Origin of the sequence: Aerococcus sp. Group 1 (assembly GCF_000193205.1) — a bacterium.
In the GTDB taxonomy this organism is placed as follows: Bacteria; Bacillota; Bacilli; order Lactobacillales; family Aerococcaceae; genus Aerococcus; species Aerococcus urinae_A.
Genome location: NC_015278.1, coordinates 2,042,753 through 2,060,796 on the forward strand (window position 1 = coordinate 2,042,753; position 18,044 = coordinate 2,060,796).

Below are 18,044 nucleotides of genomic sequence, written 5' to 3' on the forward strand. Positions count from 1 at the left end.
TAGATCATGAAACAAAGTCCACTATTAACCATCAACCAACTAAGTGTCGCTATCCAGGGCCAAAGCTATGTCAAGGACCTCTCCCTAAAAATCTACCCCGGACAACGCTTAGGCCTAGTGGGGCCTTCCGGTGCCGGTAAAAGCCTCACTGCCAAGGCAATCATGCACTTTATTCACCAAGGTGACCTTGAGATCCGTGGGGAAATTATTTATCAAGGGCTAGGGAACTTACTCGACTTACCCACAAAGGAAGCCCAAAAAATCCTGCCCCAAGAAATTGCCGTCATCCAGCAAGAGGCCTTGGATAGTCTCAATCCTCACTATACCATTGCCGCTCAGTTAGAGCTAATCATGGAGCAATTTCAAGCCGAAGTGCCCAAAGCAGACTATCCTAAAGTATTTCAACAGGTGCTAGAACAAGTGAATTTAAGCCAGACCGACCAGGTTTTAGCCGCCAAACCTGCCCAACTTTCTGGGGGAATGAAACAACGAGTGGTCATCGCCATGGCTCTCTTACAAAAGCCTAAATTAATCTTAGCCGACGAACCTACCACCGCCCTAGACCAGGCTAACCAAGTCAGCTTTGTTCGCTTGATCAAGGCCCTCAGTGAAAAGGAAGAAATCGCTGTCCTTTTTATCAGTCATAACTTAGAACTGGTCAGCCAACTCTGCTCGGATATTGTCATTATTGACCAGGGAAGAACGATTGAAAGTAATACCACCAAGGCTCTCTTTAACCACCCTAAAGCACCGACCACCAAGCGGCTGGTGCAAAGTGCGGACTACCGCAAGCAAGCCAGCCAAAATTTCCAAAGCCAGCTGCCTCAAGCTGCTCAACCGCTCTTACGGACTGAGCATTTAAGCCTGACTTATCCCGGGGCCCACAACCCGGTCCTCCAAGACGTCAATCTTGAACTCTATCCGGGAGAATTTGTCGGTTTAGTCGGCCCCTCAGGTTCGGGAAAATCTAGCCTAGCTAAATTAGTCACTGGGCTCTATCCGCCCAGCCAAGGTACAATCTACTTGAATGGTAAGGCCCTCGCCCCAGAGCAGCTCAGTGATTTTCAAGCCATTCAGATGATCTTTCAAAATCCCTACCAAGCCTTTGACCCCACTTATAAAATGCTTGTGAACCTTAGGGAACTGGAGAAGATTCCTTGGGTCAAAGCCCGTTATGCCTCACAAGCAGCTTTCTACGAGCGGATCAACCACCTGGCCCAGCACCTACATATCAGCGAGGACCTTATGGATAAATACCCCCGCCAACTCTCCGGCGGTCAGAGTCAACGTTTCGCCATTCTGCGCATTCTCTTGACCCAATGTCCTGTTATTGTGGCTGATGAAATCTTTTCCGCCTTAGATTATGACATTGCCTTAGAATTGGTTCAATTACTGAAAGACTTACGAGACAAGCAAAGTTTTACCTTACTCTTTATCTCCCACGACCTGGCCATGGTAAAAATCCTCTGCCAGCGTATTTATCAGATTGAAGACGGCAAAGTCATTGCCCAATAAAAAATACTCCTCCCAGGCGCTTAAAGTCCGCTGTAGTGACCCCCAAAAGTTGGACTAAGAATTCAACTTTTGGGGGTTATTTTTATGTCTAAATATTCATTAGAATTTAAACTGAATTTAGTAGGAGACTATATTGCGAAAAAAGGAAGTTATCGAACCTTAGCTAATAAAGCAGGAATAGATCCTTCTATTTTACGAAGGTGGGTTAATAACTATTATGAATTTGGTGTAGATGGTTTAAAGAAAAGGCGGACTCAACAGGTTTATACTGTTGAATTCAAATTAAATGCGATAGAATTGTATGAAAGTACGGAAATGAGTTATCGCGAATTGGCCAATTCATTAAACATGAATAATCCAAGTCTAATCGCTAATTGGCGAAGAGCTTATCATGAAAGAGGACTTGATGGCCTTTCCGCGAGGAAAGGAAGGCCACCTAAAGTGTCTAAAAAGAAATCACAAATCAATCAAATAAAGGATAGCAGCGAAACCAATCAGTTAAGTGAAGCAAAAATAAAGGAACTTGAACAACGGATTACGGATTTAGAAATTGAGAACAAATTTTTAAAAGGATTGAGGAGACGTGTGGCTCAAAGAGTCAAGCGAGAAAAGAAGAAATAGTGACCGAAATCACACGTCTCCATGATGAAAAATATGCTTTAAAAGATATTCTTAGCGTTTTAAAGTTTCCTAAATCGACCTACTTTTATTGGAAAAATAAAGATGAGGAAATTGATAAGGATGCCGATTTAAAAGAGGAAATGAAAGACATCAGAGAAACCCATAAGGATTATGGTTATCGAAGAATGCGAGCTGAACTGCTTTCCCGTGGTTATAAGGTCAGTAAAAACAAAGTTCAACGCCTAATGAAAATTATGGGGATACAGGTCACTAGCTATACTAGAAAGACAAGAAAATATAATTCCTACAAAGGAACGATTGGAGAGATAGCGCCAAATCGTATCAACCGGCGGTTTGATTCGACCATTCCTTATCAAAAAATAACAACAGACACAACAGAATTTAAATACTACTATGCCGATGATTCTGGGAATTATCAAACTGGAAAACTCTATTTAGATCCTTACATGGATCTATTTAATCGAGAAATTATTTCTTTTAAGATAACACATCAGCCTAATGGACAAAGCATGTTGGAGGGGCTACAAGCTGCCATTGAAGCAAGTAAATTATGTCCATACAGAAGAACCTTTCATTCTGATCAGGGCTGGGCCTATCAAATGAAAAGTTACACCCGGCTCTTGAAGGATCACCGAATTTTTCAAAGTATGTCTCGTAAAGGAAATTGCTTAGATAATTCGCCAATGGAGAATTTCTTTAGTCTACTAAAACAAGAAGTCTACTATGGTCGGACTTATCATTCCTTTGAAGAATTAGCACAAGCGATTGAAGATTTTATAATCTATTACAATGGTGAAAGAATCAAAGAAAAATTAGATTTTAGGAGTCCTATAGAATTTCGTCTTCATCACGCTTCTTTCGCCGCTTAATGATTACACATAAACTTTAAACTTATCAAGAGCCGCTACGCTCTTCCTCTTGACAAGTTTAAATTTCTGAGTAAATGTGTCGGCAAGAAATAAGCAAGAACTGTAAGCAACAAAAAAGAGCTGGCCAAAGGCCAACTCACTATATATAAAGTCCAACTTATTGGGGTCACCATACGCCTTGGGAGGAGTATTTTTATGTCCTTTTAGAAAATTTCAGTGTCTCTTAATCTCTTTTTGCGCTTGTCGCACTCTCTTTAAACCTGCTCCAGTCACAGGACGAACGTCCACTTCGCTAAAGGTCGACGCATTCTTTTCAAGAATTCTTTCTCCCTTTAGTTCCAGTGGTTTCGTCCTTTTTTGTGACTGTCGCACTCTCTAGGTAGACGGCTAGGATAGAGACGTCAGCGGGATTGACTCCAGATACTCGACTGGCTTGGGCCAGGGTCCTGGGTTCAATGGTTGATAAGCGGTCCTTTGCTTCAGTAGCAAGGCCTTCGATTTGACTGTAGTCAATATCTTCAGGTATCAACTTACCTTCCATTTTACGTAGGCGCTTGACTTGTTTTTGCGCCTTTTCAATATAACCAGCATACTTAATGGCAACAGCCACTTCTTCATAGACTTTATGGCCCAGGTCTTTATCGCCAGGGGCAAATTTTAAGATATCGTCAATCGAAAGTTCTGGTCGACGTAAGAGTTCAGAGGCCAAAATCCCGTCTTTCAAGCGGGAAGATCCTTTCGATTCGAGATAGGCTTGGAGGTCATCGCTTGGTTTCAAGCGTGTATGTTCCAAGCGGTCCAATTCCTCATTGACCGCAGCTTGGTGGGCCTTAAAGGCTTGGTAGCGGTCTTCAGTGACCAGGCCGATTTCATAGCCTTTCTCCGTCAGGCGCCAGTCAGCATTGTCGTGGCGGAGCAGGAGCCGGTATTCAGCCCGAGAAGTCAGTAGACGGTAAGGCTCGGTCGTCCCCTTGGTGACCAAGTCATCCACTAAGACACCAATGTAAGCTTCATCCCGACCGAGGATAAAGGCTTCCTTGCCTTGGATTTTTAACACGGCATTGATGCCCGCATAGAGTCCTTGACCGGCAGCTTCTTCATAACCCGAGGTCCCATTGGTCTGACCTGCGGTATAGAGGTTTTCAATGGCCTTGGTTTCAAAGGTAGCCTTCAATTGACTAGGCCGGACCACATCATACTCAATGGCATAACCATCACGGATGATTTGGGCCTTTTCCATCCCGGTAATGGAATGAACCATTTCGATTTGGACATCCTCTGGTAGGGAGGTAGACAAGCCTTGCAGGTAGATTTCCTCATTATCCCGGCCTTCTGGTTCCAAGAAAAGTTGATGCTTAGGCTTATCAGCGAAGCGGACAATCTTGTCTTCAATAGAAGGACAGTAGCGCGCCCCGACTCCTTCTACAATCCCAGTAAACATAGGCGCCCGGTCCAAATTAGCCCGAATCAATTCATGGGTTTTGGCATTGGTAAAGGTGAGATGGCAGGGCACTTGTTCAGAAACGGGAATATAATTCTCGTCAGGAGTCATAAAGGAAAAATGGTTAGGTTCTGCGCTACCGGGTTGGATTTCCATCTTAGAGAAGTCGACGGTCTTCTTATCCACCCGAGGCGGGGTTCCTGTCTTAAAGCGGGTAATATCGAAACCATATTTTTCGGCTAAATTTTTGGTTAAATTGAGAGCGGGTTGGGAGTTATTAGGCCCGGCGGAATACTTTAATTCACCGATAATAATTTCGCCCCGAGCACTGGTCCCCATAGTCAAAATGGTAGCTTTAGACCGGTAGAGAGCCCCGGTTTGAGTAATGACACCCCGGCAGACCCCATCTTCTACCACCAGGTCATCAACAATTCCTTGGCGGAGGGTCAAGCCTTCCTGTCTTTCCACCGTCCGGCGCATTTCCCGGGCATAAGCTTCCTTATCGGCTTGGGCCCGCAAAGCGCGAACAGCCGGCCCCTTCCCGGTATTGAGCATCCGCATTTGGATATAGGTCTTATCAATATTCTTACCCATTTCGCCACCCAAGGCGTCAATCTCTCTCACCACGACCCCCTTGGCGGGTCCACCAATCGAGGGGTTACATGGCATAAAGGCCACCATATTAATATCAATAGTGACCAGTAAGGTTTCCATTCCCATCCGGGCACTGGCTAGGGCCGCTTCACAACCTGCATGTCCAGCACCAACCACAATGACATCAAAGCTTCCCGCTTCAAAAGTCTTCATTCATCCTCTTCCTTCCTAAATCAAGTCGTTCTTGCTTCTCTTATGCTAGTGGTATCCATTTCCTTTAACCAGGCAGTCGTCACTCGATAAGCACTAAAAAAGTGTCCACTCCGCCCCTTAAATCGAGACGGAAAGACACTTTGACTGTCTAGCTATTTAATTTCCTGACAGATTATAACAGGAAAAGCAAGGTTTGTAAAATAGGGAAATTAGGAATTAAGGCTTATTTAATCTTTCAAAACTACTTTCAGCAGATTTTCTAGGACTGCACTGAGGAGTCCCGCGACTGGGAAGATGATCCAGGACCGACCCCAGTCATGGGTCCAAAAACTATAGCCCAGGTAGATGGCCAGGACCAAGGGCCAGTAAATTTCCATATAACGATCAATTTGATCGTCCAGCTCCCGGTCGCCACGTTCGCCTAGCAAGTCTTCATCTTGTAAGAGGTAGCGGAAAGTGTTTCTGCGGCTGATTACCTTGACGAGTTGATAGACGCCCAAAGCAACAAGGACAAGGGTCAAAGTGAAGCCCAGAGCCAGAGAGGTATTTTCTTCACTAATCGACCCCCATAGGAGCGGGATCCCCGACAAGATACAAAAGGAGATCCCTAAAACTAAGCCCCGCTGGTAGGAGGCTTGGTAGCGTTTGAGCCCTTCACTGGCCAAGCCACTGACCCCATAAGCTGGGGTAAATTGTCCCTCACAAATGAATTGGTAGGCTTTTAAGTCTTGGCTATTCTTTACAAACAGGGCGACGGCAATGGCTACAATAGCCAAGGTCAAGGAGATCCCGAGAATCGATATTTGACCCTGGACATGAAACCAACCCTGGCCTTCACTTAATATCCCCAAAACCGTGATCGGGACCCCAGCTAGGATACAGAGGAAAGCACCCAAAGCTAACCTATGGGCCCCTTTCAAGCGAGCAGCGATAAAAGCATTGGCTTCTTCAATCGATAGTTTGGGGAGGCCAGCCTCTAAGGGACCCTCATCACCCGCACTATAGTCTACTTGGTCTAATTCATCTTTAATCAGATAATCGGTGGTCACTCCAAAAATTCGGGCAAGGTCTAATATTTTCTCTAAATCGGGAATAGCTTCGGCCCGCTCCCATTTAGAAATCGATTGCCGGGAAACATTTAATTGTTGGGCCAGTTCTTCTTGGGACCAGCCTGCCTGTTTCCTCAAATGTAAAATCTTGTCGGCTAAAATCATGCCAACCACTTCCTTTCAATGAAAGTTCATTATTTTTTTATTGAAAGCGGTCGACGCCTACCCCTTTCTTTGTCTTAATTATAGGTGATTTATCTAAGGGCAGCTAGCACCAGTCCAGATCATTGGCGCAACTGGGGGTTGCAAAGCTGTCAAATCAAGCTTTTGAACTTGGATGAGAGTGAAAATGTTAAATGAAAAATTTTCTCTTTTGAATGTACTTATTCAAAAGCATGACGGCAGTTGGAGATAGCTTCAGCCATTAAAAAAGCCCCTTTTTTAAATACGAATTCTCTAATCAAAACGTGTTCCAAGCGCAGAGCAAGCGTCCTCTTCACAAAAAGGCGACGAATTCTCTACGCAAATTCTTTCGCCTTTTTGCTCCAGAGGTCTTGGTCTTTGGTGCGCTTGTCACACTCTCATAGACTATTTCCCTAAACAGAATTGACTAAAGAGTTTAGTAATCAATTCATCAGGGGCATTTTCTCCGGTAATTTCGCCGAGAAATTCAAAGGCCCGGTTAAAGTCGATTTGGATTAAATCAACGGGCGTGCCCAGACTAATGGCTTCCTTGGCTTCAGCAATGGCTTGGCTGGCTTTTTGGAGGAGGTCAATGTGGCGGGTGTTGGATACATAAGTAGCATCCCGGTCGCCGGTTTGGCCCGAGAAGAAGAGCTGAGAAATTCTTTCTTCCAAGTCATCCACCCCTTGGTCTTGAGTAATCGAGGTTTTGATGATCTCTTCCTTATCAGCATAGTCGGCCAGGTCGTCAAGGCTTAAAGCCGGGTCGAGATCAGTCTTATTCAAGAGAATAATCCGATTGGAGTCCTTAGTCATGGTTAAGAGTTCCCGGTCCATCGCCTGTAAGGGTTCACTTTGGTTGAGGATTAAGAGCACCAGGTCAGCTTCTTCCATGGCCTTACGACTCCGTTCTACCCCAATCTTTTCGACGACATCTTCGGTATCGCGAATCCCAGCCGTATCGACTAATTTCAGTGGCACGCCCCGTAAGTTGACATATTCTTCAATCGTATCGCGGGTAGTCCCTTCAATATCGGTCACAATGGCCTTGTCTTCACGTAAGAGATGGTTCAAGAGGCTGGATTTCCCCACATTGGGCCGGCCAATAATAGCCGTTTCAATCCCATCACGAAGAATCTTGCCTTGCTTAGCCGTCGTGAGTAACCTTTGTAATTCGGCTTGGATAGTATCAGCGGTTTGGTCTAAAAGTTCCAGAGTCATCTCTTCTTCTTCGTATTCCGGATAGTCAATGTTGACCTCCACTTGGACCATGGCGTCCGAAATCCGATTCCGTAGAGTAGAGATTTTAGTGGATAATTTCCCATCTAATTGTTTCATGGCTTGGTCCATGGACCGGTCCGTTTTCGACCGGATCATGTCTTGGACCGCTTCGGCTTGGGTCAAGTCAATTCGGCCATTGAGAAAGGCCCGCTTGGTAAATTCCCCCGGCTCCGCCATCCGCGCCCCTTCCCTCAGAACCAATTGCAAGATTCGGTCAGTGGCCACCATACCCCCGTGGCAGTTAATTTCGACAATGTCTTCGCGGGTATAGGTCTTAGGCGCGCGCAAAACAGTGACCATGACCTCATCCAATTCTTGTTCGCTTTGCGGATCAACAATGTGGCCATAATGAATAGTATGGGAATCCTGGTTGGCCAGTTGCTTGGTCCCCATTTGGTAGACGGTATCGGCAATGGCTAGAGCTTGGTCGCCTGACAAGCGCACAATCCCAATCGCGCCTTCCCCCGGTGCCGTTGAAATCGCAGCAATGGTATCAGCAATGGTATCAAAACCTTCAGTAAACATAAAATTACCCCTCTTCACAAGTCCTTAAACTCAATAAAAAAGTGCCTTTTCTGCCCAGTTTATCCTGCAGAAACGACACTTTGACTGTCTTAATGATTTATTTTCTTAGTAACTACACCAGCATTATAAGGGCTAGGGGCCTAAATGTAAACTGTTAGCATCCAATTTCTGAGTCCAATAACCAGCTTTACTCGTCGAGGAGTCGGACTTGCCAGGGGAGTTCTAGGCCAATACTTTCCATAAAGGCCTGGGACTTAAAGACCGCCTCACTATCCCCTTGGGCCACAATGCCCTTATCAGCGATGGCCAAATATTGGTCACAGAGCTGGTAGAGAAAGGCCATGTCATGGCTTGAGATCAAGAAACGATGGCCCTGTTTGACCAAGTCTTGGATGATTTTAGTCAGGTCTTTCACCCCAGCCGGGTCTAGCCCCACAGTGGGTTCATCCAAGAGGATCATAGCGGGCTGGATCACTAAAATTCCCGCCAAAGCCACCCGCTTCTTTTGCCCATAGGAAAGAGTTTGAATCGGGCGGCTAGCCAAGTGATCGATCGCCAGGGCCTTGAGGGCACTCGCCACCCGGTCTTTTATTTCAGCCGGGTCGCGCTTTAAATTATGGAGGGCAAAGGCCACATCGTCTTGAACCGTGGGGTAAAAGAGCTGTTGGTTGGGGTCTTGAAAGACCATATTGACCGCTTGGCGAAGTTGGTAGAGGGCCTTCTTCTTATAGGAGAGGGGTTGGCCTTGGAAGAGCACCATCCCTTTCTCCACCGGAATCAGACCAGTTAAAATCCGCATCAGGGTGGTCTTTCCGGTCCCATTGGCCCCCATCAGACCGATCACCTGGCCCTTGGAAAAATCATAAGAAATATCTTCAAATACGGTATGCCCTTGGTAGGCAAAAGATAGGTGTTTGACACTTAACATCATTTCATCCTCACTTATTATTTTGTAAGCCTACAAATCCTTATACCCTAGCCATTTCTAGCCCCATTTTTGTACATTAAACTAATCCAGGTAAAATTCATCCTGGTAGAGTTTCAAATCTAAGGTGTCAGTCATTTCCGTAAAGCGATACAATGACCGCTCGAAAACTACCTTAGCCAGTAAGGCCAGGGAATGAATAGACACTCTAGGGTGGGAGTAGCCATAGCGCAAGTTTTGGGCCTGGTAGACCACCACCACATCGTCTAAGAGGACAAAGATAAAACGGTACATCAAGAGGACCAATTCAATCACCACATAAGGGATGTGGGCTTGCTTCATCAATTGTAAGATCTGCTTTAGTGGCGTAGTCAGGGTAAATAAAAAAGTCACCGTGATCGCTGTCAAAGCCCTAATAATTAGGGTCAAGGTATAGGAAAACTGACCACTTAACAGCCCCAGGTAATAATCTCCCAGTGATAAGGACCAGGAAAAAAGAGCGGGCTCTTGGCTAACAGACACCAACAAGGCCAGGCTAGAAAAGGCCAAAAACAGAACCGGACCAATATATAAATTCAGGTAGGTCCTTAGCCTAATAGGCACCAGATAGAGGGTAAGAGTCATGATCAGGAGGGTATAGACCACTTCTAAGCTATTCCACCCCGAAAAGGCCACTAGAATCCCCAAGAGCCAAAAAGCAAACTTAAACTTGCCGGACTTCTTAGCCCACTTGGATTGATAGGTATAACGATCAATCCCCATAACATCACACCTTTTCACTAATCATTTGCTTTTTAAAAGAAGCTGAGCACAGAACCTCAGCTTCTTTATTGAGAATACACTTAACTGGTTTATCTCTTACCTTGGTCTAGGCCTTTATTCTTGCCTAAATAGTATCCAACGATCCCACAAATAATCCCGGTCCCAATGCTTCCTTGTAAGGTAAAGAGTAAACTTTCAATTTCACCGGAAGCAGGTTCAAAGATGGGTTCAAACCAAGGAGTATAGGATTCGTCTAATTCCCCAATCAATTCTTCAGCCCCACCATCGGAACCTTCGTATTCACCATCAATGGTAAACAAGGGGATAAACATAATTAATAGGGCTAATAAGATGAGTAATAAATTTTTCTTTTTCATCTATTTCTTCACCTCTTTCAAGACGGTGTCGTTAATCATATTCACCATTACCACGGAAAGTAGCCCTTCAACAATAGCTAGAGGAATTTGGGTAATCATAAAGACGCCCATAAATTTCATAGCTGCTGCAAAGACCCCTAAGGCAGGATCAGGGTGAGCCAAAGCCAATTGGAAGGAGGTGGTCATATAGGTGGCCAAGTCAGCTAAGGCTGCACAGAGGAAAATATTGACACTACTTGGAAGGTTGATTTTTTCGCCTAAACGGTAAACGGCGTAACCAACAAATGGTCCTACAACCGCCATCGAGAAAGCATTGGCACCCAGTGTGGTTAAACCACCGTGAGCTAGGAAGAGGGCTTGGAATAAGAGACAGATAGTCCCTAAAACGCTAATCACCCCAGGTCCAAATAAATAGGTCCCCACACCGACACCCGTAGGATGGGAGGTTGACCCAGTCACGGATGGAATTTTCAAGGAAGATAGGATAAAGATAAAGGCACCACTGAGGGCTAATAAGACCTTATTTTTACTATCTTTTTTGACGCTTTCCTTAATTTGGTAAACCCCGTAGCAGAAGAAGGGAATGAAAATCGCAAACCAAATGATTACCCATTTCAGTGGCAAGTAACCCTCCATAATGTGCATGGCGTGGGCAGGTTCAGAAAAGGCCACTAATAAAAACAAGAAAGCCGCTAGAAATAACTTTAGGGCTTGACTTTTAGATAAATGCATTAAAAATTTCTCCTTTTTGATACACTAAAATGCCTAACAATAACAACCCCCATGGGAAAAAAGGTCAGAAATAAGCGGACTAGTCGCAAAAGCCTTGACCCCCAAGTCCTTGTGAAAGCTGCTGGTCATCATCCCAGCAATAGTCACTCATGAAACTAGTCCTGAACTTATTTTCTTTACTCAATGTGGCTCGGCGAAGTCACTGCCTTACCCAAGATCTTGTAGCTACGCGAAGATTATACCCCAGATCTAGTCGGCTTGCAATGTTTTTCACAAGATTAGAAGAATTCTAAAGACAAATAAACTTTATATTCTATTAAAATAAAGCAAGCTCCTAACCGGTTCAATTTTTAGAATTTTTCTAGGCTATCAATAGGACTAGCCCAGGCTTTGTGCTATGATAGTAGTAATAAAATTTAGGAGGAATTTCATCTATGGATGACAGTTTTCTTGTCAGCATAATCATCTTTTTAGTCTGTGTAATCTTATCGGCCTACTTTTCATCATCGGAAACGGCCTTCACCTCAGCGTCTTCGATTCGTTTACAGAATGAAGCCGAATTGGGTGACGACCGCGCTAAACAAGCCCTAGACTTACAAAATCAATTTGATTCCTTATTATCGACGATTTTAATCGGTAATAACTTCGTTAATATTGCCGCTTCTTCCATTGCGACAGTGATCTTTATGGAGTTGATTCCTGAATATGGCGCCACCATTGCCACGGTCTTTACCACAGTGACCCTCTTGCTCTTCTCAGAAATCACCCCCAAACTGATCGCCAAGATTGTTCCTGAACCCTTTGCCAAGTTCTCCACCCCCTACCTACGGGCTATCATGTGGCTCTTCAAACCCCTAGTCTGGTTAGTTAACCAATGGCAAAAAATGGTCCAACACTTCTTTCCCTTGGAGGCCCAAGAAGGTATTAGTGAAGAAGAATTGCTGTCCATGGTGGATGAAGCCCGGGTCGGCGGCAGCATTGAGCACGATGAACAACGCTTAGTCAAGGCCGCCATCCGCTTCGATGACCGGGAAGTCTCCGCCATCATTACCCCGCGGATCGATGTTGAAGCCATCGATGTTTCGGACAGTGACCAAGAAATTGAAGCCATCTTTGAAAACCAACCCTATTCCCGGCTCTTAGTCTATGAAGAAGACATCGACAATGTCCTCGGTGTCCTCCACGAACGCGACTTCAACCGCTATTTGCGGGAAAAATTCAAACATCCCGAGAAGAAGATTCTCTTAAACAGTCTCCTACTGGATACCTTCTCCATCCCACAAAATATGAAACTCGCCACCCTCTTGCGGCAAATGCAAGCCAAACAAATCCATATGGCCGTTGTCCGTGATGAACACGGGGGCATGATTGGGATCGTTACCATGGAAGATGTCTTAGAGGAATTAGTGGGGGAAATCTGGGACGAAGACGATGTGGTCACCCAAGATATCGAAGTTTTGGAAGAAGGCCAACACTATATCTTCAGCGGAGGCTGCGCGATTGAAAAGAGCCAACCCCTCCTCCAACTTCCCCTCAAGGAAGCCAACCTCTACCACACTATCAACGGCTTTGCCACCCATTATCTTGGTAAGCTACCTGAACTCGGCGACCATTTTGCCGTTGGCGCCTGGGTCTTTGAAGTGGTTGAAGAGGACAAGCAAAGAGTCGGCAAGTTAGATGCCCAACGCCTCCCCGAAGATGAGATCGTCGGCCAAGCCGCTCAGTATGAAGAAAGTGACCATGACAAAGAAGAATAATTAAGAGATTTGTTAGTTTCTTCCCAGTTTGTTCACAAGTTCTTCACAATTATGGCTTAATATAAAACCGTAGTAAATAGATACATTATTTCTATCTTTCTCCTCCCATTATAGAAAGAGTAGAAGAAAAGACGCCTGAGCGCGTCTTTTTTATTACCTAAAATCAAAAAGAGCTAGTTCGTTGCCCAAGACTCAAGATAACTTCTTTATCTAGTTAGCTACTGTCAAAATAAAGCCCGCCCAAGGACTGTTGATCAATCTCTGGGCGGGTCTTATTGAAGGAGTTTTTTAAATCATTTTACTGCAATTACATAAATAACATTTTATCGGATCCGTAGGTACGTCCTAAAGCTTGCATTGCTAAGACGTTAATTGGATGCCATGGGCCATCAAATTCTGGTTGGAAGAAGAAGTCTTGGGCTTCAAGTTCTTCTAAAGTCATCTTATGATCAATGACAACTGACATAATGTTACCTAATTCGCCAACACTGCCTTTTGACATGAATTGGGCACCAAGCACAACATGAGATTCTTTGTCAAAGTTGATTTGCATGTAGACGGTGTTATTGTCGTCATTTAATTCAGTAAAGAAAGTTGGGCGTAAGCGGGCGGTGACATACTTACTGTCCACTTCACCATCATACCAGTCAGCGTTGGAATCTTTGATCCCTGAAGTAGAGAATTCATAGTCGAATAAGTGTAGGCCAGAAGTCCCTGAGACTGGACGGATGGTTGCTTCTTCACCTAAAGCATTTTTAGCTGCGACAATACCTTGGCGACGAGCGGTAGAAGCTAAAGCATAGGAAACTTTCTTACCTGTTGGGCTAAATGGTACTAGGGTAGCATCCCCAGCAGCGTAAACGTCTTTTACTGAAGTTTCATGTTTTTCATTGACTTCAATAAATCCTTTTTGGTCCATATCAACTAAACCTTCTAACCATTTGGTATTAGGTTTAATACCGATAGAAACAATCACGGTGTCAGCTTCATATGTATTCTTGTCAGTAACGACTGCACTGACTTTACCATCCTTAGTTTCGAAGGATTGAACCCCTTCACCACCATGGAAAGTTAAACCGTGAGATTCAGCATTCTTGGTTAAGATATCAGTAAATTCTTCATCTAAGTAGGTGGGTAAGATGCGGTCTTGGAAGTCAATGACTGTGGTGTCAATTCCTGCTAGGGCGTAAGCTTCAGCTGCTTCAATCCCAATGTAACCACCACCGACAACAACGACTCTCTTAGCGTCTTCCATACGGTCATGAACTTTTTGTGCCCAGTCACGACCACGGAGATAAAAGACATTTTCAGCGTCAACGCCGTCAACAGGTAGAGGGGTTGGGATGGCACCAGGGGAGAGGATTAACTTGTCATAGTCATCGGTCCGTTCACCTTCTGGGGTTTTAACGGTAACCGTCTTAGCGTCGCCATCAAAGGAAACGACTTCGGTATTGACCATAATATTTATGCCTTGTTCCTTATATGAAGCCTCATTAGCGTAATGTAAGTCATCTAAAGATTCAGATTCGCCTTCTAAGTAGGATTGAATCCCACAGGATAGGAAGGAAGCGGTTGAACCTGCTTCATATAAATTAATTTCTGCATCTGGTTGCGCCTCAAGAATCGTTTGAGCGGCTTCATAACCAGCATGCGATGTACCAACAATAGCGTATTTCATTGATATACCTCCATTTATTTTTTCTTTCATTAATTGTCAAAAATTAATAAACTAAAATTCCATAAAATCATGAGACCATGGTTAACTTCGTTTATTTATTCATTCATTGATAGATTCAATCGATCTAGGCAAGTAGAGCAGGTGAATGAAAGATAAATGCGAAAATTAGCCACATCATTCCTTTCTCAATCTTTTTCTCCTCCAAGGCTTATCCTCCCTGATCCTTTATCACAATCCTTAAACCTGCATGCGGGCACGTAGAGCATAGAAGATAGCTATGAGGTCCATAACTTCTTGGAGAATGGCTCCGAGTAGGGCGGGGATGGCACCGGTGGAGGCAATTAACATTAGGATAATTGAGGTTACGATCCCAAAGATCACTGCTTGCTTGGCGACTTTCAGGGTATGCTTGGCAACTTTAACTGCTTGGGCCACCTTGGAGAGATCATCCTTCAAGATTACCGCATCTGCCGATTCACTGGCAGCGGTTGACCCGTGGGCGCCCATAGCAATCCCAATATCTGCTACAGTCAGGGCTGGGGCATCATTAACCCCGTCCCCCACCATCATCACTGGACGGAAGTCTTCCCTTAGGTCTTTGAGCAGGTTAATCTTATCTTCCGGCAGCAAGTTGGCATGGACTTCTTCAATCCCCGCGCTGTGAGCGATCCTTTGGGCAATATTTTCATCATCACCGGTCAGCATGATAATACGGTCCAGGTCCAAGCTTTCTAATTCATGGATGGTCGCTGGAGCTTCGGGACGGATTTGGTCGTTAAAGGTAATCCGACCCGCATAAGCACCGTCAATGGACACATAGACATTGGTCTTGCCGTCAGTGATCTTCTCAGCCCCGACAAAGTCAGCTTTACCCACCTTGACTTCCTTACTGTCCACTTGGCCTTTAACCCCAGCAGCAGTCACTTCTTCTAAGTGGTTAACCGGACTAAGGTCCAGACCCTGTTTTTGAGCGGCATCCACTAAGGACCGGGCCAAAACGTGGGTAGAGGATTGTTCGGCACTAGCTGCATAGTGGAGAATATGATCCACCTCAAATCTCCCTTGGACTTGGATATCATCAACAGCTAAAGAACCCTGGGTAATGGTTCCGGTTTTATCAAAGGCCGCCGTTTTGACTTGGTCGAGTTTTTCCAAGCTGGTTCCTGATTTCATGACAATCCCATTGCGGCTGGAATTACTCATCCCCCCGACAATAGCCACCGGAGCGGCGATAATTAAGGGACAAGGTGAAGCCACCACTAGGACTTCCGCAAAACGAACTGGGTCTTTTGAGACAAACCAGGCAATAAAGGCAATGACATAGGCAATAATGGTAAAAGGTACCGCATAACGGTCAGCTAAGCGGACAAAGGGAGCGGGCTCTTCCTTAGAATTCTCCACCAGGGCCACTAAACGTTGGTACTGGCTATCCTTAGCAGCCTTCTTCACTTCGAAAGTCAGACTGGCCTCCCCATTAATAGACCCTGACATCAGTTCGTCGCCCACGCCTTTCTCTACCGGCTTGGATTCACCGGTCAAGGACGATTCATCGACAAAGGTCTCCCCTTGGACAATGACTCCGTCCACAGGCACCAATTCATTGGGACGGACCCTGACTTGGTCGCCGACTTGAATCTCTTCCACCGGGACGGAATCTACCGAACTGTCGGTATTAATCCGGTGGGCAAATTGGGGGGAATGTTCCAGTAAGGCTTCCAGTTCTCGGCTGGCTTGTTGGGTAGCATAGGCTTCCAGGGATTCTCCCCCAGTCATCATCACTAAGATCATTAAACTGGCCCAGTGTTCCCCCACAGCTAGAGTGGCTAGGATAGCGGTAATGGCCAGGATATCTACCCCATAGTAGCCATCCTTTAGGGTTTCAATCATGTCCTTAGCCAAAATGAGGGCCATGATAATCCCCCAAATCGCAATCACCCAAAAAGCCATGGTCTCCCGCCCCATCAGAAATTGTAGGCAGAGGGCGATTGCTCCAGTGACCAAGGTCACGATGAACTGTTGAAAATCAGTCATTTTTTCTTCCTCCTTGTTAATCATCTTGCTTTTGTATGCTTAGTATACACTAGTTTAGAATTTTTCTAAAGTGATAAATCTTATTTTTACAAAATATTTCCAAAGGGCCAAAAAGAGTGCCGACTTTGCTTTTTTCTTAAGACTTCTAGCCAATAATTTGTTAAAGTAAACTTATGCCAAAAAATATTCAATCTTTAACCAATAAAGGAGGTTAACTTTGTGCATTTTAACCGCAAACAATGGTTATCATTGGGACTAGGCGTCATTGCCCTCTGCCTAATTGTCCTCAACTGGTCAACCATCGTCTCCTGGCTGGGCCAAGTCTGGTCGATTGCCTATCCGATCACTTTAGGGGCCATGATGGCCTATGTGGTCAATATTTTAATGTCACTTTATGAGAAGTATCTCTGGCCCCATGCCGATAAGGACTGGCTGGCCAAAATCCGCCGCCCCATCGCCATTGTCTTGGCCCTCTTAACGATTCTGGCCATTATCGCCCTCACCTTGGGCTTGATTATTCCCCAATTGGTGGCTGTAGTGACCAACTTCATGGAGATCCTCCCCCGCCTCTTCCAAAGTCTCGATCGACTCCTAGAGCGTTACGAGGACCTCTATCCGGAAATTGTCTCCTATATGGGGAACTTGGACCTCAACTGGCAAAACATGGTCCGGCGCACCGTCAGCTTTGCCCAAGGACTCACCTCGAGTTTAATTGGGTCAACCATTGGCGCTGTCACTTCAGTCGCCAGTTGGATCGTTACCATCTTTATTGCTATCATCATTACTTTCTATATTTTGATGTCCAAAGAAAGACTGGGTCAACAATTCCATCGGCTCACCAAGGCTTATTTAAAGGACAAGCGTTATAACCAAATCCACTATGTCCTCGCCATGGCCAATGATGCCTTCTATAATTTTATCGCTGGCGAAGTCGTCGAAGCTGCTATCCTGGGCTGTATGGTTGGCTTTGGCATGTGGATCTTTGGCTTCCCTTACGCCAGCATGATCGGGGTCCTCACCGGCGTGACGGCCATTATCCCACTCTTGGGGGCCTATATCTCTGGTGGTTTAGGTTTTCTTTTGATCCTCATGCATTCCCCGGTCCAGGCCCTGCTCTTTGTGGTCTTTATCGTAGTGGTCCAACAAATTGAAGGGAACTTGATCTATCCTAAAGTGGTCGGCAATTCCCTGGGACTGCCTGGCATGTGGGTCTTGATCGCAGTTACGGTCGGTGGCGGTTTAATGGGGGTCGCTGGCATGTTAATCGGGGTGCCGATTGCTTCTGCCGGCTACCGTCTCCTTAAATTTGACGTCAACTACCGTGAAGCCAAAGCCCAAGCTCCTGACGACCAAGAAATCAAAGCTCCTAGCCAACTGGCCCGCCAGCATGACTTCAGTATCCAAGCCTTAGCCAATGAAGAGGGCTTAAACTAACCGATCAGAGAAATTTAGCTCAACTTTGATAAGAAA

The 18,044-nt window shown here is 45.3% G+C and carries 13 protein-coding genes; 4 read left to right on the forward strand and 9 right to left on the reverse strand.

From position 1 onward, the window contains the following. Positions 1-6 precede the first annotated feature (6 nt). On the forward strand, positions 7-1,515 hold the full coding sequence (locus tag HMPREF9243_RS09500) for an ABC transporter ATP-binding protein (protein WP_013669094.1): 1,509 nt from the start codon (positions 7-9) through the stop codon (positions 1,513-1,515). A gap of 84 nt (positions 1,516-1,599) precedes the next feature. After that, positions 1,600-3,026 (forward strand): IS3 family transposase gene (locus HMPREF9243_RS10425; protein ID WP_101560582.1). Its coding sequence is split into 2 segments (ribosomal slippage): positions 1,600-2,110 and positions 2,110-3,026, totalling 1,428 coding nucleotides; the frame shifts between segments, so codons are not numbered across the junction. A gap of 313 nt (positions 3,027-3,339) precedes the next feature. Here the strand turns inward: HMPREF9243_RS10425 and mnmG are convergent. The 7 genes from mnmG to HMPREF9243_RS09545 all read right to left on the reverse strand — a co-directional run bounded on the left by mnmG (position 3,340) and on the right by HMPREF9243_RS09545 (position 11,108). Next, positions 3,340-5,274, reverse strand: coding sequence for a tRNA uridine-5-carboxymethylaminomethyl(34) synthesis enzyme MnmG (gene mnmG, locus HMPREF9243_RS09515; protein ID WP_013668878.1), 1,935 nt, complete (start codon positions 5,272-5,274; stop codon positions 3,340-3,342). Positions 5,275-5,501: 227 nt separating this feature from the next. Further along, a complete protein-coding gene (locus tag HMPREF9243_RS09520) occupies positions 5,502-6,488 on the reverse strand; it encodes a helix-turn-helix domain-containing protein (protein WP_013669580.1) in 987 nt (328 codons plus the stop codon). Positions 6,489-6,911: 423 nt separating this feature from the next. Beyond that, positions 6,912-8,312 (reverse strand): tRNA uridine-5-carboxymethylaminomethyl(34) synthesis GTPase MnmE, encoded by a 1,401-nt coding sequence (gene mnmE / locus HMPREF9243_RS09525; RefSeq protein WP_013669006.1) that lies wholly within the window; start codon positions 8,310-8,312, stop codon positions 6,912-6,914. Positions 8,313-8,499: 187 nt separating this feature from the next. Continuing rightward, the gene (locus HMPREF9243_RS09530) at positions 8,500-9,243 is read right to left on the reverse strand and encodes an energy-coupling factor ABC transporter ATP-binding protein (RefSeq protein WP_111872432.1); all 744 of its coding nucleotides are present in this window, start codon (positions 9,241-9,243) and stop codon (positions 8,500-8,502) included. 78 nt (positions 9,244-9,321) lie between these two features. Then, entirely contained in the window at positions 9,322-9,999 is a 678-nt protein-coding gene (cbiQ, locus tag HMPREF9243_RS09535) for a cobalt ECF transporter T component CbiQ (protein ID WP_041706316.1), read from the reverse strand. 89 nt (positions 10,000-10,088) lie between these two features. Next, positions 10,089-10,376: an energy-coupling factor ABC transporter substrate-binding protein gene (locus tag HMPREF9243_RS09540; protein ID WP_013669736.1), complete on the reverse strand. Its 288-nt coding sequence runs from the start codon at positions 10,374-10,376 to the stop codon at positions 10,089-10,091. After that, the gene (locus HMPREF9243_RS09545; protein ID WP_013669558.1) at positions 10,377-11,108 is read right to left on the reverse strand and encodes an energy-coupling factor ABC transporter permease; all 732 of its coding nucleotides are present in this window, start codon (positions 11,106-11,108) and stop codon (positions 10,377-10,379) included. A gap of 434 nt (positions 11,109-11,542) precedes the next feature. On the opposite strand from HMPREF9243_RS09545, the gene HMPREF9243_RS09550 reads away from it, so the two are divergent. Then, on the forward strand, positions 11,543-12,865 hold the full coding sequence (locus tag HMPREF9243_RS09550) for an HlyC/CorC family transporter (RefSeq protein WP_013668483.1): 1,323 nt from the start codon (positions 11,543-11,545) through the stop codon (positions 12,863-12,865). A gap of 307 nt (positions 12,866-13,172) precedes the next feature. Here HMPREF9243_RS09550 and HMPREF9243_RS09555 read toward each other — a convergent pair whose 3' ends face one another. Beyond that, the gene (locus HMPREF9243_RS09555) at positions 13,173-14,543 is read right to left on the reverse strand and encodes an FAD-dependent oxidoreductase (protein ID WP_013669627.1); all 1,371 of its coding nucleotides are present in this window, start codon (positions 14,541-14,543) and stop codon (positions 13,173-13,175) included. Positions 14,544-14,780: 237 nt separating this feature from the next. Continuing rightward, complete coding sequence (locus tag HMPREF9243_RS09560) at positions 14,781-16,574, reverse strand: heavy metal translocating P-type ATPase (RefSeq protein ID WP_013669118.1); 1,794 nt, start codon at positions 16,572-16,574, stop codon at positions 14,781-14,783. Positions 16,575-16,793: 219 nt separating this feature from the next. Here HMPREF9243_RS09560 and HMPREF9243_RS09565 point away from each other — a divergent pair, with 219 nt between their 5' ends. Further along, on the forward strand, positions 16,794-18,008 hold the full coding sequence (locus tag HMPREF9243_RS09565; RefSeq protein ID WP_013669442.1) for an AI-2E family transporter: 1,215 nt from the start codon (positions 16,794-16,796) through the stop codon (positions 18,006-18,008). Positions 18,009-18,044: the final 36 nt, after the last annotated feature.

Coding starts and splice junctions, on each gene's coding strand:
- HMPREF9243_RS09500 (WP_013669094.1), top strand. CDS start 7: ATGAAACAAAGTCCACTATTAACCATCAACCAACTAAGTGTCGCTATC.
- mnmG (WP_013668878.1), bottom strand. CDS start 5,274: ATGAAGACTTTTGAAGCGGGAAGCTTTGATGTCATTGTGGTTGGTGCT.
- HMPREF9243_RS09520 (WP_013669580.1), bottom strand. CDS start 6,488: ATGATTTTAGCCGACAAGATTTTACATTTGAGGAAACAGGCAGGCTGG.
- mnmE (WP_013669006.1), bottom strand. CDS start 8,312: ATGTTTACTGAAGGTTTTGATACCATTGCTGATACCATTGCTGCGATT.
- HMPREF9243_RS09530 (WP_111872432.1), bottom strand. CDS start 9,243: ATGATGTTAAGTGTCAAACACCTATCTTTTGCCTACCAAGGGCATACC.
- cbiQ (WP_041706316.1), bottom strand. CDS start 9,999: ATGGGGATTGATCGTTATACCTATCAATCCAAGTGGGCTAAGAAGTCC.
- HMPREF9243_RS09540 (WP_013669736.1), bottom strand. CDS start 10,376: ATGAAAAAGAAAAATTTATTACTCATCTTATTAGCCCTATTAATTATG.
- HMPREF9243_RS09545 (WP_013669558.1), bottom strand. CDS start 11,108: ATGCATTTATCTAAAAGTCAAGCCCTAAAGTTATTTCTAGCGGCTTTC.
- HMPREF9243_RS09550 (WP_013668483.1), top strand. CDS start 11,543: ATGGATGACAGTTTTCTTGTCAGCATAATCATCTTTTTAGTCTGTGTA.
- HMPREF9243_RS09555 (WP_013669627.1), bottom strand. CDS start 14,543: ATGAAATACGCTATTGTTGGTACATCGCATGCTGGTTATGAAGCCGCT.
- HMPREF9243_RS09560 (WP_013669118.1), bottom strand. CDS start 16,574: ATGACTGATTTTCAACAGTTCATCGTGACCTTGGTCACTGGAGCAATC.